General features: G+C 39.2%; 19 protein-coding genes. 5 read left to right on the top strand and 14 right to left on the bottom strand.

The features are described 5' to 3' along the window. Nucleotides 1–309, bottom strand: a complete 309-nt coding sequence (locus EP1_RS07670) for a rhodanese-like domain-containing protein (RefSeq protein WP_067626157.1) — start codon at nt 307–309, stop codon at nt 1–3. A 179-nt stretch (nt 310–488) separates the two neighbouring features. Between EP1_RS07670 and EP1_RS07675 the strand changes: the two genes are divergently transcribed. Beyond that, entirely contained in the window at nt 489–749 is a 261-nt protein-coding gene (locus tag EP1_RS07675; protein ID WP_067626053.1) for a metal-sensitive transcriptional regulator, read from the top strand. 196 nt (nt 750–945) lie between these two features. On the opposite strand, the gene EP1_RS07680 is transcribed toward EP1_RS07675, so the two are convergent. From EP1_RS07680 to EP1_RS07700, 5 genes are all read right to left on the bottom strand, one after another. Beyond that, a complete protein-coding gene (locus tag EP1_RS07680; protein ID WP_067626055.1) occupies nt 946–1,260 on the bottom strand; it encodes a PTS lactose/cellobiose transporter subunit IIA in 315 nt (104 codons plus the stop codon). A 23-nt stretch (nt 1,261–1,283) separates the two neighbouring features. Continuing rightward, nucleotides 1,284–1,604 carry a PTS sugar transporter subunit IIB gene (locus EP1_RS07685; RefSeq protein ID WP_067626057.1) on the bottom strand — a complete coding sequence of 107 codons (321 nt, stop codon included), beginning with the start codon at nt 1,602–1,604 and terminating at the stop codon, nt 1,284–1,286. A 51-nt stretch (nt 1,605–1,655) separates the two neighbouring features. Further along, nucleotides 1,656–3,086 (bottom strand): 6-phospho-beta-glucosidase, encoded by a 1,431-nt coding sequence (locus tag EP1_RS07690; RefSeq protein WP_067626058.1) that lies wholly within the window; start codon nt 3,084–3,086, stop codon nt 1,656–1,658. Nucleotides 3,087–3,110: 24 nt separating this feature from the next. After that, on the bottom strand, nt 3,111–4,466 hold the full coding sequence (locus tag EP1_RS07695; protein ID WP_067626060.1) for a PTS sugar transporter subunit IIC: 1,356 nt from the start codon (nt 4,464–4,466) through the stop codon (nt 3,111–3,113). 245 nt (nt 4,467–4,711) lie between these two features. Beyond that, nucleotides 4,712–5,470 (bottom strand): MurR/RpiR family transcriptional regulator, encoded by a 759-nt coding sequence (locus tag EP1_RS07700; RefSeq protein WP_067626062.1) that lies wholly within the window; start codon nt 5,468–5,470, stop codon nt 4,712–4,714. Nucleotides 5,471–5,635: 165 nt separating this feature from the next. On the opposite strand from EP1_RS07700, the gene EP1_RS07705 reads away from it, so the two are divergent. Beyond that, nucleotides 5,636–6,256, top strand: a complete 621-nt coding sequence (locus EP1_RS07705; protein ID WP_067626065.1) for a GyrI-like domain-containing protein — start codon at nt 5,636–5,638, stop codon at nt 6,254–6,256. A 54-nt stretch (nt 6,257–6,310) separates the two neighbouring features. On the opposite strand, the gene EP1_RS07710 is transcribed toward EP1_RS07705, so the two are convergent. From EP1_RS07710 to EP1_RS07725, 4 genes are all read right to left on the bottom strand, one after another. Beyond that, nucleotides 6,311–7,387: a hypothetical protein gene (locus EP1_RS07710; protein WP_067626067.1), complete on the bottom strand. Its 1,077-nt coding sequence runs from the start codon at nt 7,385–7,387 to the stop codon at nt 6,311–6,313. 15 nt (nt 7,388–7,402) lie between these two features. Further along, nucleotides 7,403–7,669 carry an rRNA processing protein gene (locus tag EP1_RS07715; RefSeq protein WP_067626069.1) on the bottom strand — a complete coding sequence of 89 codons (267 nt, stop codon included), beginning with the start codon at nt 7,667–7,669 and terminating at the stop codon, nt 7,403–7,405. A 161-nt stretch (nt 7,670–7,830) separates the two neighbouring features. After that, the gene (locus EP1_RS07720) at nt 7,831–9,027 is read right to left on the bottom strand and encodes an MFS transporter (protein WP_067626071.1); all 1,197 of its coding nucleotides are present in this window, start codon (nt 9,025–9,027) and stop codon (nt 7,831–7,833) included. Between the two features lie 141 nt (nt 9,028–9,168). Then, complete coding sequence (locus EP1_RS07725) at nt 9,169–9,648, bottom strand: rhodanese-like domain-containing protein (protein ID WP_067626073.1); 480 nt, start codon at nt 9,646–9,648, stop codon at nt 9,169–9,171. 515 nt (nt 9,649–10,163) lie between these two features. Between EP1_RS07725 and EP1_RS07730 the strand changes: the two genes are divergently transcribed. The 3 genes from EP1_RS07730 (at nt 10,164) to EP1_RS07740 (ending at nt 12,521) form a co-directional block, all read left to right on the top strand. Next, nucleotides 10,164–11,150, top strand: coding sequence for an ornithine cyclodeaminase family protein (locus tag EP1_RS07730; protein ID WP_067626076.1), 987 nt, complete (start codon nt 10,164–10,166; stop codon nt 11,148–11,150). A 44-nt stretch (nt 11,151–11,194) separates the two neighbouring features. Beyond that, a complete protein-coding gene (locus EP1_RS07735; RefSeq protein ID WP_067626078.1) occupies nt 11,195–11,407 on the top strand; it encodes a tautomerase family protein in 213 nt (70 codons plus the stop codon). Between the two features lie 238 nt (nt 11,408–11,645). After that, nucleotides 11,646–12,521 carry a TSUP family transporter gene (locus EP1_RS07740; RefSeq protein WP_067626081.1) on the top strand — a complete coding sequence of 292 codons (876 nt, stop codon included), beginning with the start codon at nt 11,646–11,648 and terminating at the stop codon, nt 12,519–12,521. A 42-nt stretch (nt 12,522–12,563) separates the two neighbouring features. On the opposite strand, the gene EP1_RS07745 is transcribed toward EP1_RS07740, so the two are convergent. The 4 genes from EP1_RS07745 to EP1_RS07760 all read right to left on the bottom strand — a co-directional run bounded on the left by EP1_RS07745 (nt 12,564) and on the right by EP1_RS07760 (nt 18,029). After that, entirely contained in the window at nt 12,564–13,673 is a 1,110-nt protein-coding gene (locus EP1_RS07745) for a hypothetical protein (protein WP_067626083.1), read from the bottom strand. 440 nt (nt 13,674–14,113) lie between these two features. After that, a complete protein-coding gene (msrA, locus tag EP1_RS07750) occupies nt 14,114–14,947 on the bottom strand; it encodes a peptide-methionine (S)-S-oxide reductase MsrA (protein ID WP_067626086.1) in 834 nt (277 codons plus the stop codon). A gap of 164 nt (nt 14,948–15,111) precedes the next feature. Beyond that, entirely contained in the window at nt 15,112–16,083 is a 972-nt protein-coding gene (locus EP1_RS07755; RefSeq protein WP_067626088.1) for a diaminopimelate dehydrogenase, read from the bottom strand. A 173-nt stretch (nt 16,084–16,256) separates the two neighbouring features. Beyond that, nucleotides 16,257–18,029, bottom strand: coding sequence for an oleate hydratase (locus tag EP1_RS07760; RefSeq protein ID WP_067626090.1), 1,773 nt, complete (start codon nt 18,027–18,029; stop codon nt 16,257–16,259). Between the last annotated feature and the right edge of the window lie 13 nt (nt 18,030–18,042).

An 18,042-nucleotide genomic window follows, 5' to 3' on the forward strand; every position in this document is an offset into this window, starting at 1 on the left:
TTATTTCCCTCCTTTTATCGGACCTTGCCAGCGATTCATTCCGCCTTCAACATTTATAACACTATACCCTTTTTGTTTTAAAATTCGGGCGGCGCGTTTACTGCGAACTCCCGCTTGGCAAATCAAATATACTTCCTCATGGCCTTGATAGTTCTTAATTTCTCCAAATGGATAATTGATTGCTTGACTAATATGCCCCATCCGGTATTCATCCGGATTACGAACATCGAGTAATACAATGGATTGATTAAGTTTATTCGCTAATTCAGCCGTTGTAATAGATGGAATTTTTTGAAATAGATTAAACATCATTTAGTTTCCTCATACCTTCTTTAAAATACCTTGCAGGGTATTTTTACCATATCTTTTTAAGCTTTGTCAATCATTCTGATTACTCGGAAAAAACATCGGTTGCATGCGACTTGACTAAATATACCCTATCCCGGTATATTGTTTGTAAGCAGCTTTACTAAAGGAGAGAATTACAGATGGACATTGAAGAAAAGAAGATTCTTAACCGCTTGAAACGAACAGAAGGTCAAATTCGCGGTATTCAGAAAATGATTGAAGATGACAAGGAATGTATCGATGTTATCACCCAATTAAGCGCCGTGCGCTCTAGTATCGATCGAGTAATGGGCATGATTATGGCTGAAAATCTAAAACATTGTTTTGAACACCCTGATCAGAATCCCGAAGAACAGGCTCAAAAACTAGAACAGGCAATTAACATGATTATTAAAAAATAAGAGGAACTTGGATATTGGCATCCATCATTAACTTGATCACTGGGAGCTTCTTCCCTGATAACTAGTGCAAAAATTTTTCACGAAAATCAAGAGCTACGTTTAACTTCCATAGTAATTAGCCTTTGCTTTAACCGATTTAATCTAAATTAAAAAAATGTCCTTCCCTGATTTAAGGAGAATCAGGGAAGGACATTTCTTATGCACTTATTTTACGATATACATCGATAAGCTCTTTCGCTAAATCAGTGAAAGCAATCGATGTCATCAAATGATCTTGGCTATGAACGGTTAGTAGTGTTAGCTCAAGCTGTTCACCCTGAGCTTCTTTTGTTAAAAGTCCCGTTTGGGAATGATGGGCTTCAACTAACGATTCTTCTGCTGCTTTGATTTTTTCATCGGCTGATTCAAACTCGCCATTTTTGGCCGCTTGGATGGCTTCCATCGCATCGCTCTTGGCATTTCCACTATGGATGATCAACCCCATCACTGCTGCTAAATTTTCTTCTTCCATCGCGCCACTCCTTATTTATCTACTTAGTTTTGGATCATCGTGATTGCTTGACCAAGGACCTTTTCTCCGTTCATCATGCCATAATCTGTCATATTGATAACATCGACTGGGATACCTAAAGGCGTTAATTTTTCTTCGAATTGTTTCTGCATGAAACGAACTTGGGGTCCTAATAAGACCGTATCAATTTGACGTTCTTGCAATTTATTGGTGGCATCGGCGGCCGCAGTAGCAAAAATATCGATATCTAACCCTTCTGCTTCAGCTGCTTTTTGCATTTTGGTCACTAACATGCTAGTACTCATCCCAGCATTGCAAATTAACATGATTGTTTTTTTACTCATAATAATATCCTTTCTCAATTTAGAAGCTCAATTGAAATTATTCAGCCGTACTTATAGTTGCTCCCCATTGGTTTCAATGACTTTTTGGAACCAATCGAAAGAATCCTTTTTACTGCGATCCAAACTCCCAACACCATCATTGTCCTTATCGACATAAATAAAGCCGTAGCGTTTTTTCATTTCACCTGTTCCGGCCGAAACTAAGTCAATAAAGCCCCATGGTGTATAACCCATCAGATCGATTCCATCATAGATTACCGCTTCTTGCATCGCTTCAATATGTTTCCGTAAATAGTCGATCCGATATTCATCGTGAATTTTGCCATCTTCAGCGATTTCGTCAAAAGCGCCGAAACCATTTTCTACGATAAACAACGGCAGTTCATAGCGTTCATTGAACCAATTCATGGCGTAACGTAAGCCTGTTGGATCAATTTGCCAGCCCCAATCTGAAGCTTCAACATAAGGATTTTTTACTAAGTCATGTGCTTCATCATAATCATAAGCAGGTGCTTTGTCATGATCTTTAATAGCAAATGACATATAGTAACTAAAGCCAATATAATCAACGGTTCCTTTAGTTAATTGAACTTCATCTTCAGGCGTAATATCTAGATGAAAAGCTTTCCGTTCAAAATAGGTTTTCATATAACTTGGGTAACGACCTTTACAATGGACATCGGTAAACCAATAACGACGTTGCATCGCGACTGTCGCCGCCATCATATCTGCTGGTTTACATGAATAAGGATAAATCGGACACATGGCAATCATACAACCAATCTCAAAATCGGGATTGATGGAACGGCCAATCTCCACGGCTTTCGCACTAGCAACTAATTCATAGTGAGCCGCTTGGTACATGATTTTTTCGCGATCTTCACCTACTTCAAATTTCAATCCCGAATTGGTAAATGGTGCCCAATCCTCTTGATAGTTGGCTTGATTGTTGATTTCGTTAAACGTCATCCAATATTTCACTTTGTCTTTGTAGCGCTTGAAACAAACTTCGGCAAAATGAGCAAAGAAATCAATCATTTTACGATTACGCCAACCACCATATTCTGTCACTAAATTGTATGGCATTTCAAAATGGGATAAGGTAATCACTGGTTCAATTCCATATTTCAAACATTCATCAAACAAGTCATCATAAAATTGCAGGCCTGCCTCGTTCGGTTCGGCTTCATCCCCATTCGGAAAAATCCGTGTCCAAGCGATTGATGTGCGGAAACATTTCAACCCAAGTTCTGCGAATAATTTTACATCCTCTTTGTAGCGTCCATAAAAATCGATTGCTTCGTGGTTCGGATAATTTTCTCCTTCGACTACACCATCAGTGATGCGCCGCTGAACACCATTGGCTCCAACGGTCATGACATCAGCTACACTGACTCCCTTGCCGCCAGCTTGCCAGCCACCTTCTAATTGATGGGCGGCAACTGCGCCGCCCCATAAAAAGTTCTCTTTAAATATGCTCATACTAATCCCTCTTTACCTTTCCACCTAAACAGTCGCTTGTTTTTCAGCTTTTTTATTTTCATCTGCTAAATCTTTTTCGATCTGTTCCATGCTTTCACCTTGTTCTTGTTGGTAGTTCAATGAATCCACTTTACGAACGAATGGTAGATAGATAAAGAATCCGATCGTTAATACGACTGCTTGTAAAACAGCCGTTCTCCAGCCGCCAATTAAGAAACCAGAAATAATTGGTGGTGTGGTCCATGGTACTTGAACGGCGGTAAACAACGGTACTAAACCTGAATATAGCGAGAAGTAAGTGATGACCCCAGAAACCATCGGCGTTAAAATGAATGGTACTACCATGATTGGATTCATTACAACCGGTGTTGCAAATAGAATCGGTTCATTGATATTGAAGAAAGCTGGTAGCAATGCTAAGCGTCCTAATTGTTTAAATTGAGCGGAACGAGCGAACATTACCATGAACATTACGATACCGATCGTCATCCCGGCACCAGTTACTGTCATAAATTGATCTAAAAACTGTTGTGTGACGATGTGTCCACCGTTAGCAACCGTTAATTCTTTACCTGAGTTTAAAATAGCTGTATTTTCCAAAGAGTTTGCTTGTAAGATTGGTCCCATAATTCCACCAACCAAAGTTGAACCGTGAACCCCAAAGAACCATAAGAACGGTACTAAGAAACCTAACATCATGGCACCACCAAAAGTATCTGTAACCCCTTGCATTGGTGTTTGAATGACTTTATAGATTGCTTCAACCACCGTTGTATTGAAGACTTTATCAAAGATCACATAGACGATTAACGAAACAGTCGTAATTGCAGCGGCTGGAATCAATGCAGTAAATGAATTCGCAACGTTTGCTGGTACTTGTTCTGGTAATTTGATGCGGATATCACGTTTTAAGAACCATGAGTACGCCCAACCAACGAAGAGCCCTACTAAGATAGCACTGATCATTCCTTGACCACCGGTCCAAGTTTTATCAATGACATTTGTTACAACTGTATTGGTTTCAGCATTTGTTGCACTGGAATGTTGTGTTAATAAGAAAACAACCAATGAAATCATTCCAGCTGGCAACCCTTCGAAACCTTCTTCTTTAACATAAGAATTAGCAATACCCATTACAGCAAAAATTGACATAATAGCAAATGATGCGCCGAACGCTTCGTTAAAATAAACATCTAAGCCGCTACTTGCGACCCATTCAGAAATAGCTGGAACTGGAAAGTTTGCTAATAGCAAGAACACAGAACCGACAATCGTAAAGGGCATCGTATAAAGCATCCCATTACGTAACGCAGTAATGGCTTTTGTATTTACAAATTTTAAAATAGGCGGCAATAATTTCTCATTAATAAAGTTATTCATAAATAATTCTCCTTAAATTTATTTTGTGCTGCGATGGCCATTCGCACTGCTGTATCCGTTTACAATTTCATCATAAGGGATGGACCATTCGAATGGAATACTTCTGGAACAGCTAGAAACATGTTCCAAACAAAAAAACAATTTCAATGGATTTTGACCAAATTTGTGCGACCGTCCAGCCAGAAGCAGCTCTAATCAGTTAATGCCGGAATAAAATTCCAAGAAAAAAAGCTAAAGGCCAAAAATCAGTCTTTAGCGTTGTTCTCTCGTTGGTAGGCTTGCTGAGCAAGGATTTCTAAAAGTGCGACCACTGGGACTTGGGTCGTCAAATTGATCGCTTCATCTGTCGGATCAGGCCCCGAAACCTCCGGCATATAATAAGAGATATTAAAATCGGCTAAGCGCGCGATAGTCGAATGCTGATCGTTGGTGATGCTCAAAATCTGTGCCCCAAAACGTTTAAAATCTTCTATTTGTTTAATGATCTCGACTGTTTCACCAGAGACGGACAAAGCGATCACTAACGTTGTATCTAATCCTCTTTTGGGGACTGGGATAAAGGGATCCGTGATCGAATAGGAATTGAATTGCAAATTCGAAAAATAACGTGCTCCATAGGTTCCCAACGTTCCACTAGTGCCAATTCCAGTAAAAACCAAATGCTTATTGGAAAGAATCAAGTCAATCGCGGGATCTAAAACAATATGGTAGCTCTCATTATTGACCTTTTTCAAAAAAGCATCCACGTGAACATTCGCATCGTAAAAAGCTTCAAAAGACTGACCTTTTTGCGTAAGATACTCTTTTAGGGCATATTTAAACTCTGAGTATCCCGAGTAGCCTAATTTGTTTAAACACCGTAAGATCGTAGAGGTCGACACATGGCAACTCTCGGAAAGATCACGAATAGTCAGTCCGCTAATCTGTTCCATATTTTCAATAATAAATGTATAGACAATCATTTCCAATTCGTTTAACTCTTTGACTTTTTGCGAATCAAACATTGAATTTCAGCTCCTAAAATAAAATAATCCTTACACTATTATCCCATAATTATAATAAATCACCTAGCCTATTTGTTGTATTTTGCGTTAGCTAAATAAATCACGTAAACTAACCTTAATTGTAAAATCAGGGTATTTATGAAAACAAATCAGGAGGACGAGACGATGAAATATGAATGGCGCAAAGCCGAAAAAGAAATCTATTTACCAAAAAAAATCGAGCTGCAAACAATTCCTAGGTACAAATTCATTGCATTAACAGGAAAAGGCAATCCCAACAGTGAAAATTTTAGCAATCAAGTCGCCGCCCTTTATGCTCTTTCCTATACTCTGCGGATGCTTCTAAAAAAAGGGGCATTAGGCGAGCCCTTCGAGTACACCGTTTACCCGTTGGAAGGTGTCTGGACTTCTGAAAAAGATCCAGGCGCAGGCCCCATTAACAAGGAGCAACTGATTTATCAAATTATGATTCGCCAGCCCAATCAGATCACCAAAGAAGATTTCTTAGCAATCGTCGAACCGACGTTCAAGAAAAAGCAAAATGAGGCTATTCGTGAGGCAGAATTTATTGAATACGAAGAAGGACGTGTTGTCCAAACCCTTCATCTCGGCTCTTATGACGAGGAACCGGCGACATTTGCTAAAATGCAGCAATTCATGGCTGAAGAAAATTTACAAAGAGCGAACACTATGGAACATTACATCCATCGAGAAATCTATCTTTCTGATCCACGTAAAGTTGATCCAGCTAAACAAAAAACGGTTTTACGTTATAAACTAAAATAAAAGACAATTTGAACGGTCCCAGTTAATGCTTTTGGGACCGTTCAAGCTGCCTTTTTATTTGTTTTGTTTTCGCTGAATCGCTTTTTTGAGCCCAACACGATAAACTTTAGGAATCGCCAAGAAAAAATTCTGATTAAATTGGTAAGCTTGATATTTTTTAATCAAAAAAGCGATCAATTCCTCATCCCCATATTTTTTTAGATGGAAACGTTCAAAACTGCGAATTTTACGCTCGGTTTGTTTTGAATCTTTCAATACCAATAAAAAAGACAGTAGGTCATCAAAATATCTTTCCTTAGCCGCTTGATAAGTCTCTGTTCCGTATCGTTCTAGCTGGATGAAATCCTTCAGTTTGTGTCGCCAAAATTTCCGATCCAAGTAGACCGGTGTTTGAAGATCTTGCTGAAAATCTGCCAAATAAGTCTCAAAAACCGTTTTATTAGCCAAAAAATTCTTTTCTTGTCCTTCAAATGTGGCACGATCGACTTGGTTAATTTCCGTTATGACACTGAGATAATCTCCGATGAAGACCGGCATCTGTGCTGCTCGAAACAAAATGACTCGTTCAGCAAGTTTCTGATTCAACGACAACGGCCGCCGTAAAGTATTGTTACGGTAATAGGCAAAGACATACCGCTGCCATAAATCTTCTGGAAAAGAAAAGCCCTGTTCCGTCAACCACAACAATTCATCTAGCGCTAAGTCGACATGGGCAACCCCTTTTTTGATCTCTTCCGCGACTTGTTGCGAGATGCCCAAATGATCTTTAAAATGCTGGATACCCAAAAAAATCTCTTGCTGCTTACTTTTGGATTCAATCACAAATTGATATTTCACCGGGCGCCCACAGGCACATTTTAACTGACTGTGAACACCGCGTTCAAATTCAGCATCGATATTCAATGCAACGAATTCCCAATCGGAAGTCTCTAAATACTGTTTCTGTAAAAACAGCGAGCGGATTTCATATTTCCTTTGCTGATTAATTAGCTCTTGTTGTGGGACGGTCAGTTTAGCAAAAAGCTCTTTACGTTCAGCTATTGAATAGGTCACATGACACTCGGTCGGATAATCATTCAAACCATAACTTCGTGGATACCACTGCTCATAAATCTCTAAATAATTATCCATTACGCAACTCTCTCGTTATTTCTTCGGATCGATCTTTTCTTCGATCTCTGCGATTACTTTTTTCGCTTCTTCTTTCAATGAAGGATGCGTCTCTTCCTCTTCCACTGCATTCGAACCGGAGCGCGCAACTTCTTTTGCTTCCCCTGAATTACTGCCGGCTAGCGCCTCCGATTTATTCTCGGTTTCGCTAGAATTAGTTCCTGCTAGCGCCACATCTTTCTCCGTTTTCGGCGCCATTGATCCCCGCAAACGCGGTTCTTTTTCATCATGATAGTTCGTCATTTTTTGCACTTCCAATCATTATTCTAGTTTGTATTTTACCCGATGGCTTCAAATAAAGCCAAAATTTTAAAATTGTTGAGTAATTAACTTAATGAAAACTAGCTGATTTACTAATTCCACAAAAAAGGGCTTCTATCGGAAAATAGTCTTTTTAAGTTAAATTACTCCACCGACAGCCAAACAATCAACGTTCCGATAACTGAAATCAACGTACCAATCAAAAGCATCGCTGAAACCGACAGAAAGCTCAACATTTGTCCGCCCAAAAAGGAACCGATAATCCCACCAAGCGTATTAGCCATCGCCATCAGAGTTTGCCCTTTAACGAGATCTTTTTGTGGAATAATTTGATTCGTATAATAGACCGAAGCCATGGTATGCATTGCAAACCCCACCATCTGTAAACTTTGAGCGATATTAATTAGCAAGAGATCCCCAGCAAATAGAATCAAGACAGCTTTCACTGAAAAAAAGCAGGCTGCTAACCGCATTAAAGACTTGATTTTAAATTTTTTTAACAGCCAAGAAAAGAAAAACATCGTCGGCAATTCACTCAATGCCGCTACCGACAAAGAAGAACCCGCATTAGCAGCAGACCCACCCAATGGCTGGATGATTTGAAACATATAGCTATTAATAATCACATGAAAAACAAAAAGCAATGAAACGCCCACCAATAAAAGCATAAAACGTCGATACTCTTTGGCAAAGGCCATTAATCCGATCGGTTCTTCCGCCTGATTTTCAGGTTGTTGCGCGGTTATCTGCGACTCAGAATATTTCCCGCCTTGTTTTCTTGTATCGATCAGTACCGCCATCAAAGCAAAAAATAAAAAAATACCAATCAATAAATACAAAATAATGGTTGGCGAAAACCGTTCAATCAATCGACCGGTCACCGCCGCTGCCCCAGCAAAAGCCAATGACCCTAACCCTCGCGCTACGCCAAAATTCAAACTGTATCCGCGACTAATAAAAAAAGTACCGATTGCAATCGTCAGCGGCTGCAAAAGGACCAAACAAGTATAGAGTAGAACATACATAAATGCTACGATTAAGAAGGCTTTCGGTAGTAGCAATAGAATCCCTGAGAATCCTACTAACAACAAGGCCATTACTGCTGCCAATTGTGACAATCGAATGTGGGTCATCCGATCTGCGAAGGAGGCCAAAAAAGGTTGTACCACTGCCGCAAGTAAATTAGCTAATGCCAAAACTAAGCCAATCTGACTGTTCGAAAAATCACGAGATAATAAGAAAACAGAAGTAAAGGTTCCCAACACTGAATAACCCATCCAATAAGGAATCTGCATACTGATATATTGGAGATTCAACTTGATCTGATTTGTCTTTTCCATACGCCCTCCCAAAAAATAATGTTTCTTCATTATACCCGATAGCCTAGCTAAAAACAGAGTAAACTCGTAAAAACAGCTACTTTCAGCTGCTCTAAATAAAAAAAAGAAACCCTCTTTAATAAAGAGCGTTTCTCAAAATGATTAATCTGTTACCCACAATTTACTATCATCTTTGTATGGCCATTTTTTAGCACCATTTTCAATAATGAACAAACGCGATTTGTCGATGCCTTCATCGATCAATAGTGAAACGGTCCGTTTAGCTCCGCTGCCGCCGCCAGGGCAAACTACGTAAATTGGTTTGTCACCAGCTTTAAATTCATCTGCATGATCAACCACTAACTTTTCTAATTCTTCCGTATCCACTGGATAAGCTGGTACACTGATAGAATTTGGCAGGTGACCTGCTTTAAAATCTTTTTCTGGTTGAATATCAATAATTTGATAATCAGCTGCATCGTCGTTCTCCAAAACAGCTTTCATTTTCTCTGGTGAGATCATTTGCCAATCGATATCTGCTTCTGCCCGATCTTCTTTAGCGTCCGTTTTTGAACATCCTGTTAATACTACTGCAAATAATGCGAAAGCAATGATTAATAAACCACTCATTCTTTTTTTCATTTTTAAAATCCTTCTTTCATATTTTTTTAGCTAGGGCTTGGTGAGTTTTAACAGTCTTTCTTTACAAAAATTATCGTAAATAATCACCCATCTTTTATACAAATTAATTCGTTCACAAAAATAGTTTGAGAGAAAGAATGTTAAATGAACTCGCTTAGAGACTCTAAGTGATGTTTCACTTCATAGTCATAGTCTGTTTAGCACTACTCTCACCTCCTGCGCCACAATGTAAGGGCTCTCTAAATCCAAAGTATATAGAAACAAAGAAAGATTTTCAATAACGATTATAAAATTCTTTTTTCATCATAAAATGGTCTAAATCAACTATTTTTTTTAAATAAAATTACTATTTTATCCACATAAAGAATTCGTTCAATTTTTCATTCGACTGCTTTATCCCTCCACTCAATGAGCACGCAACTAGATTAAACTGAGAATTTGCTTAATTGTTTTGAAACCGCTTATCTAATCACTTATAATTTACGGTATGAAGAAAATTTGTAAAGGAGGATTCTATGCTACTGCTATCTCGCGACAATATTAAACAAGTCTTCACGATGAACGATGCTATCGCAGCCGACAAACTGGCCTTTCAGCTATTTAGCGAAAACAAAACAGAAGTACCACTACGCACCCAAATCGTAGACGAAAAACAAAATGGAACATTCTTATTCATGCCTTCCTACTCCCCTGATTTGGCTGCCGCTGCACTGAAAATCATCAATATTTTCCCCGATAATATTGATAAAGGACTGTCTTCTGCACCGGCTCAAGTGTTATTAGTTGATGGGGCAACTGGTTATGTCAACGCATTATTAGATGGGACTACTGTTACCCAATTACGAACAGGTGCGGCCTCAGGAGTAGCTTTTGATGTCTTAGGACGGAAAGATGCTAAAAAAGGTGCCTTGATTGGAACTGGCGGACAAGCGGCTACTCAATTAGAAGCGATGCTTTGTGTCCGCAACTTGGATGTGGTTTATGTTTTTGATCAAAATTCTGAGCGTACACAAGCCTTCGTTGAGGAAATGAAACGAACATTGAAAAAATACCCTACAGAGATTTTACCAGCCACGTCTTCCGATGAAGCGATTCATGATGCCGATCTGATTATTACCGTGACTCCTGCTACCTCACCTGTTTTTGACGGCAACAAAGTAAAACGCGGGGCAACCGTCAGCTGTGTCGGCTCTTATCAACCCCAAATGCAAGAAATGGACCCAGTAATTTTAAAACGAGCTAGCAAGATCTATTTTGATTCTGAAGAAGCAGTGCTTTCGGAAGCTGGTGATATTTTAATTCCATTAGCAGAAGGTCTCATTACAAAAGAGGACTTTACTGGTGATATCGGTGAGGTATTACTAGAAAAAGTTGTCGGTCGGGAAAGTGAAGATGAGATCATCGTCTTCAAAACAGTCGGAATCGGTGCGCAGGATCTAGTCACTGCCAAAAAAATTTACGAATGTGCCCTTGAAAAAGAAATCGGTACAGAATGGTCTTAACCCAGCTTTTTCCACTCAAACCAATATAATAGGAGGAATAAACGATGCCCCATCTATCTGTTAGATTGTATCCAGGACGTTCAGAAGAAGTAAAAAAGGAGTTCGCCGATAAATTACAACAATTTGTAGTACAAGAACTAGGTTGCGAGCCAAAGGTTGTCTCCGTTTCTTTTAAAGAAATCGAACCAGAAAAATGGAAAAATGTAATCAACGATGAAATCGCCGGTGAAGATATTTATATCGAAGCTGATTTTTAGTAGACTATCCAAGAAGAATAGCTGAGGGTGTGACAAGATTTTTGTTGCACCTCCTTTTTATTCCAATATCTTTAGCCGCGAACTATTCGGATGGTTTAAAACACTACAAGGTAAAAAAATTGATCCAAGTCCAGTACTTCTCCAAATAGTTCGAAAAATCACAAAAAATTCAGTTTTTCTGGTTTTTCTTTTTCTTTTATTGTTATAATTATAAGAAAAAAGGTTTATAGGAGGATTTATGGCACAGATTATTTTTTATATTTTGATTGGTCTAATGGTCTTTCAAGCAATTATGCTTGTTCGCGATGTTCTAACCCATCGTGACGATTTAGGACCAGGAAGTTGGTTGGTTAGTGGAATTATTGGATTTATCGCCGATTTTGCAGATACGATCGGGATTGGGAGTTTCGCTCTCACCACCATGATGTTAAACATCACTAAACAAAATGAGGATGATCGAAAACTACCAGGGATATTAAATGTCGGTCATGCGATTCCGGTCTTGACTGAAGCAGTCATCTTTGTCACCGTCATCAAGGTCGATCCGGTGACTTTGGTCTCATTGATTTTAGCAGCCATCGTGGGCTCTTGGTTTGGTTCTAAATACGTGACTAAACTTTCTGAGACAGCCGTCCAAAAATGGATCGGTTGGGCCCTCTTGATTACCGCAATTTTAATGTTGCTGCGACAAACAGAAGTCATCGCCTTATTAGGTAAAGGAAATACTGCGATGGGTCTGACTGGAGCAAAATTAATTATCGGGATCATCGGGAATTTCTTCTTTGGCGCCTTAATGACTGTCGGTGTCGGCTTGTACGCGCCATGTATGGCAATGGTTTACATGTTAGGCATGACACCACTGGCCGCTTTTCCCATCATGATGTGTTCATGTGCCGGACTTCAGCCAGTAGCAAGTATTAACTTTATTCGTGAACAAGCCTATTCAAGAAAAATTGCTTTAGCGATCACCATCGGGGGGATCCCTGGTGTCATCATCGCTTCACAGTTTTTGATGAATTTAGACATTTCAATGGTCACTTATTTAGTGATTGTGATTATTTTCTATACCGGCATCCAATACATCCTTAAGTCACGTAAAACTGCAACAGCATAAAAAAAGGCTCCGTACCGTTCGATGGATACGGAGCCTTTTTTATTATGCGGCTAATTCATTGGTTTGGCTCAGCACTTCTTCCAACTGCTTATACTGTTCATCAGTCAGATACGGCTGATACGTTTGCTTGATTTCCTCAATTTGTGTTTGGGTCAAGTGTGCCCGTTCACTTTGAATCGTCGCAAGTAAATCATTAAAATCTGCCTCTGAAATTAATGAATTTTTTTCTTCAACTGAAGCAAATATTTCTTCTAATTGTTCCATTGACACCGTCTCGGCTGTTTTAGGCAATTTTACTTTTTGCTTAGTTTCTTTGGCCTGATTGTTTATCGTCAAATTCAGTGCTACAGCAATCCCCTCACTTTTTGCAGTGAGCTTCACTTTTGTTTTTTGAGAATGTTTTTTCATATTCACAGTCGTTGTCTGTTCATACTTTGTCAACTGCTTGAGATTGCCGGCTAGTTCTTTAGCCGCTTGTTTTTCATCCTTATCGCCCTTTTCTTCGGCGTATTTAATAAAAGCTTGGAGATCTTTTTTAGTAAATGTTCCTTTGATTATATCTCCCTTTTCCTCAAAAAAATCCGGTTCTAAAGTCTCAAGATACTCTCGGAAAAGTTTTGAGTCGTTGATTCCACTCAAAGAAACCGCCTTTTTCTGATTGTTGGCTTGCTTTTCCAAGTCCTCCTCAGTTATATGAAGATATTTTCCTGTTAATTGTTCAAAGTCCTTTGTTTCAATTGGAAGCTCTGTATTAAACTCTTTTGCGATAGCTATTACTTCTGGTAGAAAATCCGTACTCATATAAAAGGCCGGCTGCTTTTGATCCACAAAAAATTCTAATGGTATTTTTTGTCCTAAAAGATCAAATGCCAGCGTCATATTGAGTAAGTTTTTTTCAGTATCCTTTAAATAATCACCTGAAACTTTTGTTCCTGTAATCATTTTAGCTGCCATTTCTAGCGAAGCGCGCGTCGGTGCTGCATTTTCTTCTGTTTCAAGCGACAGCTTATCCACTACTAAAGAATAGTCCCCAGCATTCATCTCACTTTGTTTGCTTAGCTCTTCCGAAAAATCCTTCTGTAATTGTTTCTTGCAACCAGCAAAAAGGACTAATGCTAATACCGTAACTAAAATTACACTAATTTTTTTCATTCATATCCTCCACCCTCAAATAAAATAGCTTCAGGCTATTTCTTTACTTCAGCATATCGGTCTTAAACCTTTAATTCAAGCGTTTCCTCGAAGTATTTATAAGCTGCTGGCAAAAATACTAATCAGCGAATAACTGAAGAAAAAAACATTGCAAAAAACCTAATTGTCTGAAACAGCTATTTTGGGCCAGCTACGAAATCACGATACCTACTGTTAGTCTTAAAAGAAAGACCTAAAAATAGAACTGACTTGCTAGATACTGCTTTTATCTCTTACAAATCAAAAATGGAATAATGTGAATAGTAAAAATCCCGCATAATCATAAAAGGCTTCCAAACAGGAATCTCTATATTACCAAATAAACCAATCTTACCAGTCATTCGGTTTAATCTGGGTTAAAAACGATTCAAAGAAAAACTATAATCAAATCAACAGGTTAGCTATTCTTTAGTTTCTCTAAAAAGAACACGTATTTTTCCCTTTAGATGCTGGTAGTCCAAAAAAATTTGCCGTTCACGCTTAATAGCTTTATAACGTTTCGGTTGTTTCTGATAAAATGATTGATGGTAATTTTCAGCCGGCCAAAAAGTATCAGCTTCCCTGATCTCCGTAATGATCGGCTTCTTATACCTAGCTGAACCGATCACTGCCTGCTTGGCTTTTTCAGCCATTATTTTTTGCTCCGCAGTTGTTACAAGAATAATCGGACGATATTGTGATCCTCGATCTTGAAATTGGCCGAATGCATCGGTTGGATCGGTTATTCTCCAATAAAGTGTCAGTAATTCCTGATAACTCACTATACGTGTATCAAAAATAATTTCGACTGCTTCTACATGTCCGGTCCCTCCGCTACTTATTTGATCATAGCTGGGATTTTTCAATTCTCCACCCGTGTAACCTGATAAGACCGAAATAATCCCCGGATGCGTTTCAAAGGGTTCCACCATACACCAGAAACAGCCCCCAGCAAAAATGGCCCGCTCCTGATAAAGGGGTTCACTGATCAGTTGTTTTTCTTTTACTATCTGATTGATAATACGTTCGTTTCCCGTAATTTTTTGATAAAAATCCGCTACATCAGGTGTTAGGTTATTCCGCAGCGCAAGCGGACGTAAATCGGCTTCTAGTTTAGCTAATTGCCCATTAAAGCCGGTATTATTGGCCAAACTATTTTTGGCATCGGTCAATAAATAGCGTTCCCATTCGCGGGTGCTGGGATTCAGGATCAAATTGTAAAGCTGACCTAAAACTTCTTCTTGGGTTAATTGCATATGCTTCATCCCCTTGTTCAATAGCATTTCTATTGAATTTCAACTGCAATTTACCATAATTAGCTTGAAGAAGCGACTAACTGGATTACTACGAATAATTATGGATGAGGAAAGAATACTGAGACAATCTTTGCTGATTTTTCTCAGGATGATTATTCTTACTGCTATAGTAATTCTTTTCTCAGTGTTGCATCAGCAATGGGTGACAAATATTTCGGGGCAATATCTAATACCGTAAACGCGCCAAATTGTTTCTCGTCTGCTAAGCGTGCGCAGGCTCTAGCGTAAGCCACTAACACACTAGCGGTAAATTCTGGATTGCTTTCTAGTTCTAACTTGTATTCAATTACTTGCTTGGTATTTTCATGAGTTGTTCCTGTCCGTAAAACAGTCCCGCCATGCGGCATCGCAGAATGATCACGTTCCAATTCTTCTGCTGAAATGAAATGAACAATTGTATCGTATTCAGCAAAATAATTCGGCATTGTCACGATCTCTTCTTTGATCGCTTGCTCATCCGCGCCTTCAGCTAAAACAACAAAACATTCTCGTAAATGTTTATCACGCGTCGTTAAATTCATTTTTTTACCGGCTTTTAGTTTCTCGATCACTTCATTTTTGGGAATTGTATATTGAATCGCAGCGGCAACCCCGTCGATTCTTCGCAAGGCATCTGAGTGCCCTTGGCTAACGCCTTTGCCCCAAAAAGTATAGGTGTCGCCTTCTGGTAAAATACTTTGTGCGTAAAGACGGTTCAAACTGAACAAACCTGGGTCCCAGCCAGTTGAAATGATCGAAACAGTTTGACTTTCTTTCGCCGCCTGATCGACAGTAGCGAAATGCTCAGGAATCTTTGCGTGGGTGTCAAAGCTATCAATCGTATTGAACAGTTTCGTAATTGCCGGCGTTTGAACAGGCAGATCTGTTGCTGATCCTCCGCATAAAATACAGACATCGATTTTTCCTTTTTGCTCTGCTAAATCATCTAGTCCGAAAACTGTAGCACCATCTGTTTGAACAGTTTCCGGCTTTCTTCGCGTATAAACCCCAACTAATTCCATATCCGGATTTTGTTTCAATGCTCGTTCAACACCACGTCCTAAATTTCCATATCCAACAATTGCAATTTTGATCATCCACAATTCCTCCTAAGCCTATTTTATTAAAATTATACTATAAAAATTTAGCGAATATTAAAAAAAACACATTTTAACTTTGGCCACCCCTATCCAGCGGACAAAATAAACTAAATAGGCTAGGAAACATTTTACTCACAAAAAAAGTGAGAGAAAAATTCTCTCACTTAAACTTATAATAGATGGTTGTCTTTCAACACATCGCCAATATAGGTATGCTCGACTTTCTTAACAAAGTGTTCCAGTACTTTTTTCTCAACAAAAGGCAAATCCATTTCGGAAAGTTTCTTACGATCGCTCAAATAATAAACAGAATTAGCAAGTGTCCGCAGATCATAAGCTGACGCAAAGACTTCTGGTACACCTCGTTCGATATCTAAGAAGGAGTAGACGGCTTCCATCGCTGTTCGAACAGAATATTCAGTCGTAAAGACGGTATCACGTTGTGTTTCAGCAAAATTTCCAATAAAGGCTAGATTTTCTGACCCATTTGGAATAACTAACGGACGATCGCCAGGCTCCCGTAACATAAAGTATGACGTGATGAATGGCATGTAGACAGGAATCACTGTACAAGATTCTTCGGAGAATTTTTTGATATCTTCCTCTGGTACACCTAAGTGATACATCAATTCCTGCACGATTTCTTGTCCGCTACATTGTTCGATTGGCTTTTTAATGTAATTTCCCGGCGTATTTGACAGCAATCCGTAGACCCAAGTGACCGTTTGTTGATCGTTCTGTTCTTTGAAATGTGGTTGGCGATGGGTCGCAAAGCTCATTAACCAATTTGAATCTTTAATGGTAATGATTCCCCCCGTCACAACTCTACCAGTCCGTAATTTCCGCTGAGTCAAACGTGAGATATACGGTTCAATATCAAAGTTTTCCCAGGTTACTGTTGCAGAAACAAACCAGCTTTTGTCTGGTAAGTTATCGCAAAAGACTTCGGGATGACCAAATTCTGGTGACTGTTTAGCTAAGTTTTTCCAAAGATTCCAGCTACCGCCTAATTCATGAGTGATCGGTGCTGGTGTGTGGTGATCGCCCTCGGTCGAGCTCTCAGTAATCGAGCCATTCGTCACAAAGACTAGATCATTGGCTGTCAAACCGATTTCTTCAGCTTTGCCTGCGCGAGTCAATGAAATCTTTTTCGCTATCTTTTGGTCAGGTGTTGCATCGACTTGAATATTGTCGATTTTAGTTTCATATTGGAAATCGACCCCCTGATCATGCAAGAAAGCTATTAACGGTTTAACCAATGATTCATATTGATTGTAGCGGGTAAATTTCAACGCTGTAAAATCTGGCAATCCTTTGATATGGTGAATAAAACGCATAACATAGCGACGCATTTCAATCGCTGAATGCCATTTTTCAAAGGCAAACATCGAACACCAATATAACCAAAAGTTAGATTCAAAGAACTCGTCGCCAAAAACATCCTCAATTCTTTTACCAATCAATTGATCCTCTGATGTCATAAATAAATCAACCAATTCTTTTTGCGCTTTCTTCGACAACGTAAAGTCGCCATCATCTTCCGCGCGTTCCCCACGATTATGGATGATTCGACAATTTGATGAGTTTGGATCATCATGGTCTAACCAATAAAATTCGTCTAAAACTGAAGCATCTTCTACCTCCAACGATGGAACCGAGCGGAATAAATCCCATAAGCATTCAAAATGGTTTTCCATTTCACGTCCGCCTCGCGTCACAAAGCCATCGTGAGGAATAAATTTCCCATCTAAAGAACCGCCAGACAAGGAAAGCTCTTCAAAAATATGGATTCGTTCACCTTTCATTTGACCATCTCTAATCAGAAAGACTGCTGCGGCTAATCCCGCTAACCCGGCACCCACAATATAGGCACTTTTCTCGTCCACACCTGCTGGTTTTCTCGGTCTAGCAAAAGCTTCATAATTTCCATTCGTATATCTCATGCTGTTCCCTCCT

Source organism: Enterococcus pseudoavium NBRC 100491, assembly GCF_001544295.1.
GTDB lineage: Bacteria > Bacillota > Bacilli > Lactobacillales > Enterococcaceae > Enterococcus_A > Enterococcus_A pseudoavium.

Excerpts from the sequence above, each read along its gene's own strand:
- EP1_RS07690 (WP_067626058.1), bottom strand. The coding sequence starts at position 3,086 with ATGAGCATATTTAAAGAGAACTTTTTATGGGGCGGCGCAGTTGCCGCC.
- EP1_RS07755 (WP_067626088.1), bottom strand. The coding sequence starts at position 16,083 with ATGATCAAAATTGCAATTGTTGGATATGGAAATTTAGGACGTGGTGTT.
- EP1_RS07705 (WP_067626065.1), top strand. The coding sequence starts at position 5,636 with ATGAAATATGAATGGCGCAAAGCCGAAAAAGAAATCTATTTACCAAAA.
- EP1_RS07720 (WP_067626071.1), bottom strand. The coding sequence starts at position 9,027 with ATGGAAAAGACAAATCAGATCAAGTTGAATCTCCAATATATCAGTATG.
- EP1_RS07725 (WP_067626073.1), bottom strand. The coding sequence starts at position 9,648 with ATGAAAAAAAGAATGAGTGGTTTATTAATCATTGCTTTCGCATTATTT.
- EP1_RS07685 (WP_067626057.1), bottom strand. The coding sequence starts at position 1,604 with ATGAGTAAAAAAACAATCATGTTAATTTGCAATGCTGGGATGAGTACT.
- EP1_RS07670 (WP_067626157.1), bottom strand. The coding sequence starts at position 309 with ATGTTTAATCTATTTCAAAAAATTCCATCTATTACAACGGCTGAATTA.
- EP1_RS07710 (WP_067626067.1), bottom strand. The coding sequence starts at position 7,387 with ATGGATAATTATTTAGAGATTTATGAGCAGTGGTATCCACGAAGTTAT.
- EP1_RS07675 (WP_067626053.1), top strand. The coding sequence starts at position 489 with ATGGACATTGAAGAAAAGAAGATTCTTAACCGCTTGAAACGAACAGAA.
- EP1_RS07715 (WP_067626069.1), bottom strand. The coding sequence starts at position 7,669 with ATGACGAACTATCATGATGAAAAAGAACCGCGTTTGCGGGGATCAATG.
- EP1_RS07760 (WP_067626090.1), bottom strand. The coding sequence starts at position 18,029 with ATGAGATATACGAATGGAAATTATGAAGCTTTTGCTAGACCGAGAAAA.
- EP1_RS07740 (WP_067626081.1), top strand. The coding sequence starts at position 11,646 with ATGGCACAGATTATTTTTTATATTTTGATTGGTCTAATGGTCTTTCAA.
- EP1_RS07735 (WP_067626078.1), top strand. The coding sequence starts at position 11,195 with ATGCCCCATCTATCTGTTAGATTGTATCCAGGACGTTCAGAAGAAGTA.
- EP1_RS07700 (WP_067626062.1), bottom strand. The coding sequence starts at position 5,470 with ATGTTTGATTCGCAAAAAGTCAAAGAGTTAAACGAATTGGAAATGATT.
- msrA (WP_067626086.1), bottom strand. The coding sequence starts at position 14,947 with ATGCAATTAACCCAAGAAGAAGTTTTAGGTCAGCTTTACAATTTGATC.
- EP1_RS07730 (WP_067626076.1), top strand. The coding sequence starts at position 10,164 with ATGCTACTGCTATCTCGCGACAATATTAAACAAGTCTTCACGATGAAC.
- EP1_RS07695 (WP_067626060.1), bottom strand. The coding sequence starts at position 4,466 with ATGAATAACTTTATTAATGAGAAATTATTGCCGCCTATTTTAAAATTT.
- EP1_RS07680 (WP_067626055.1), bottom strand. The coding sequence starts at position 1,260 with ATGGAAGAAGAAAATTTAGCAGCAGTGATGGGGTTGATCATCCATAGT.
- EP1_RS07745 (WP_067626083.1), bottom strand. The coding sequence starts at position 13,673 with ATGAAAAAAATTAGTGTAATTTTAGTTACGGTATTAGCATTAGTCCTT.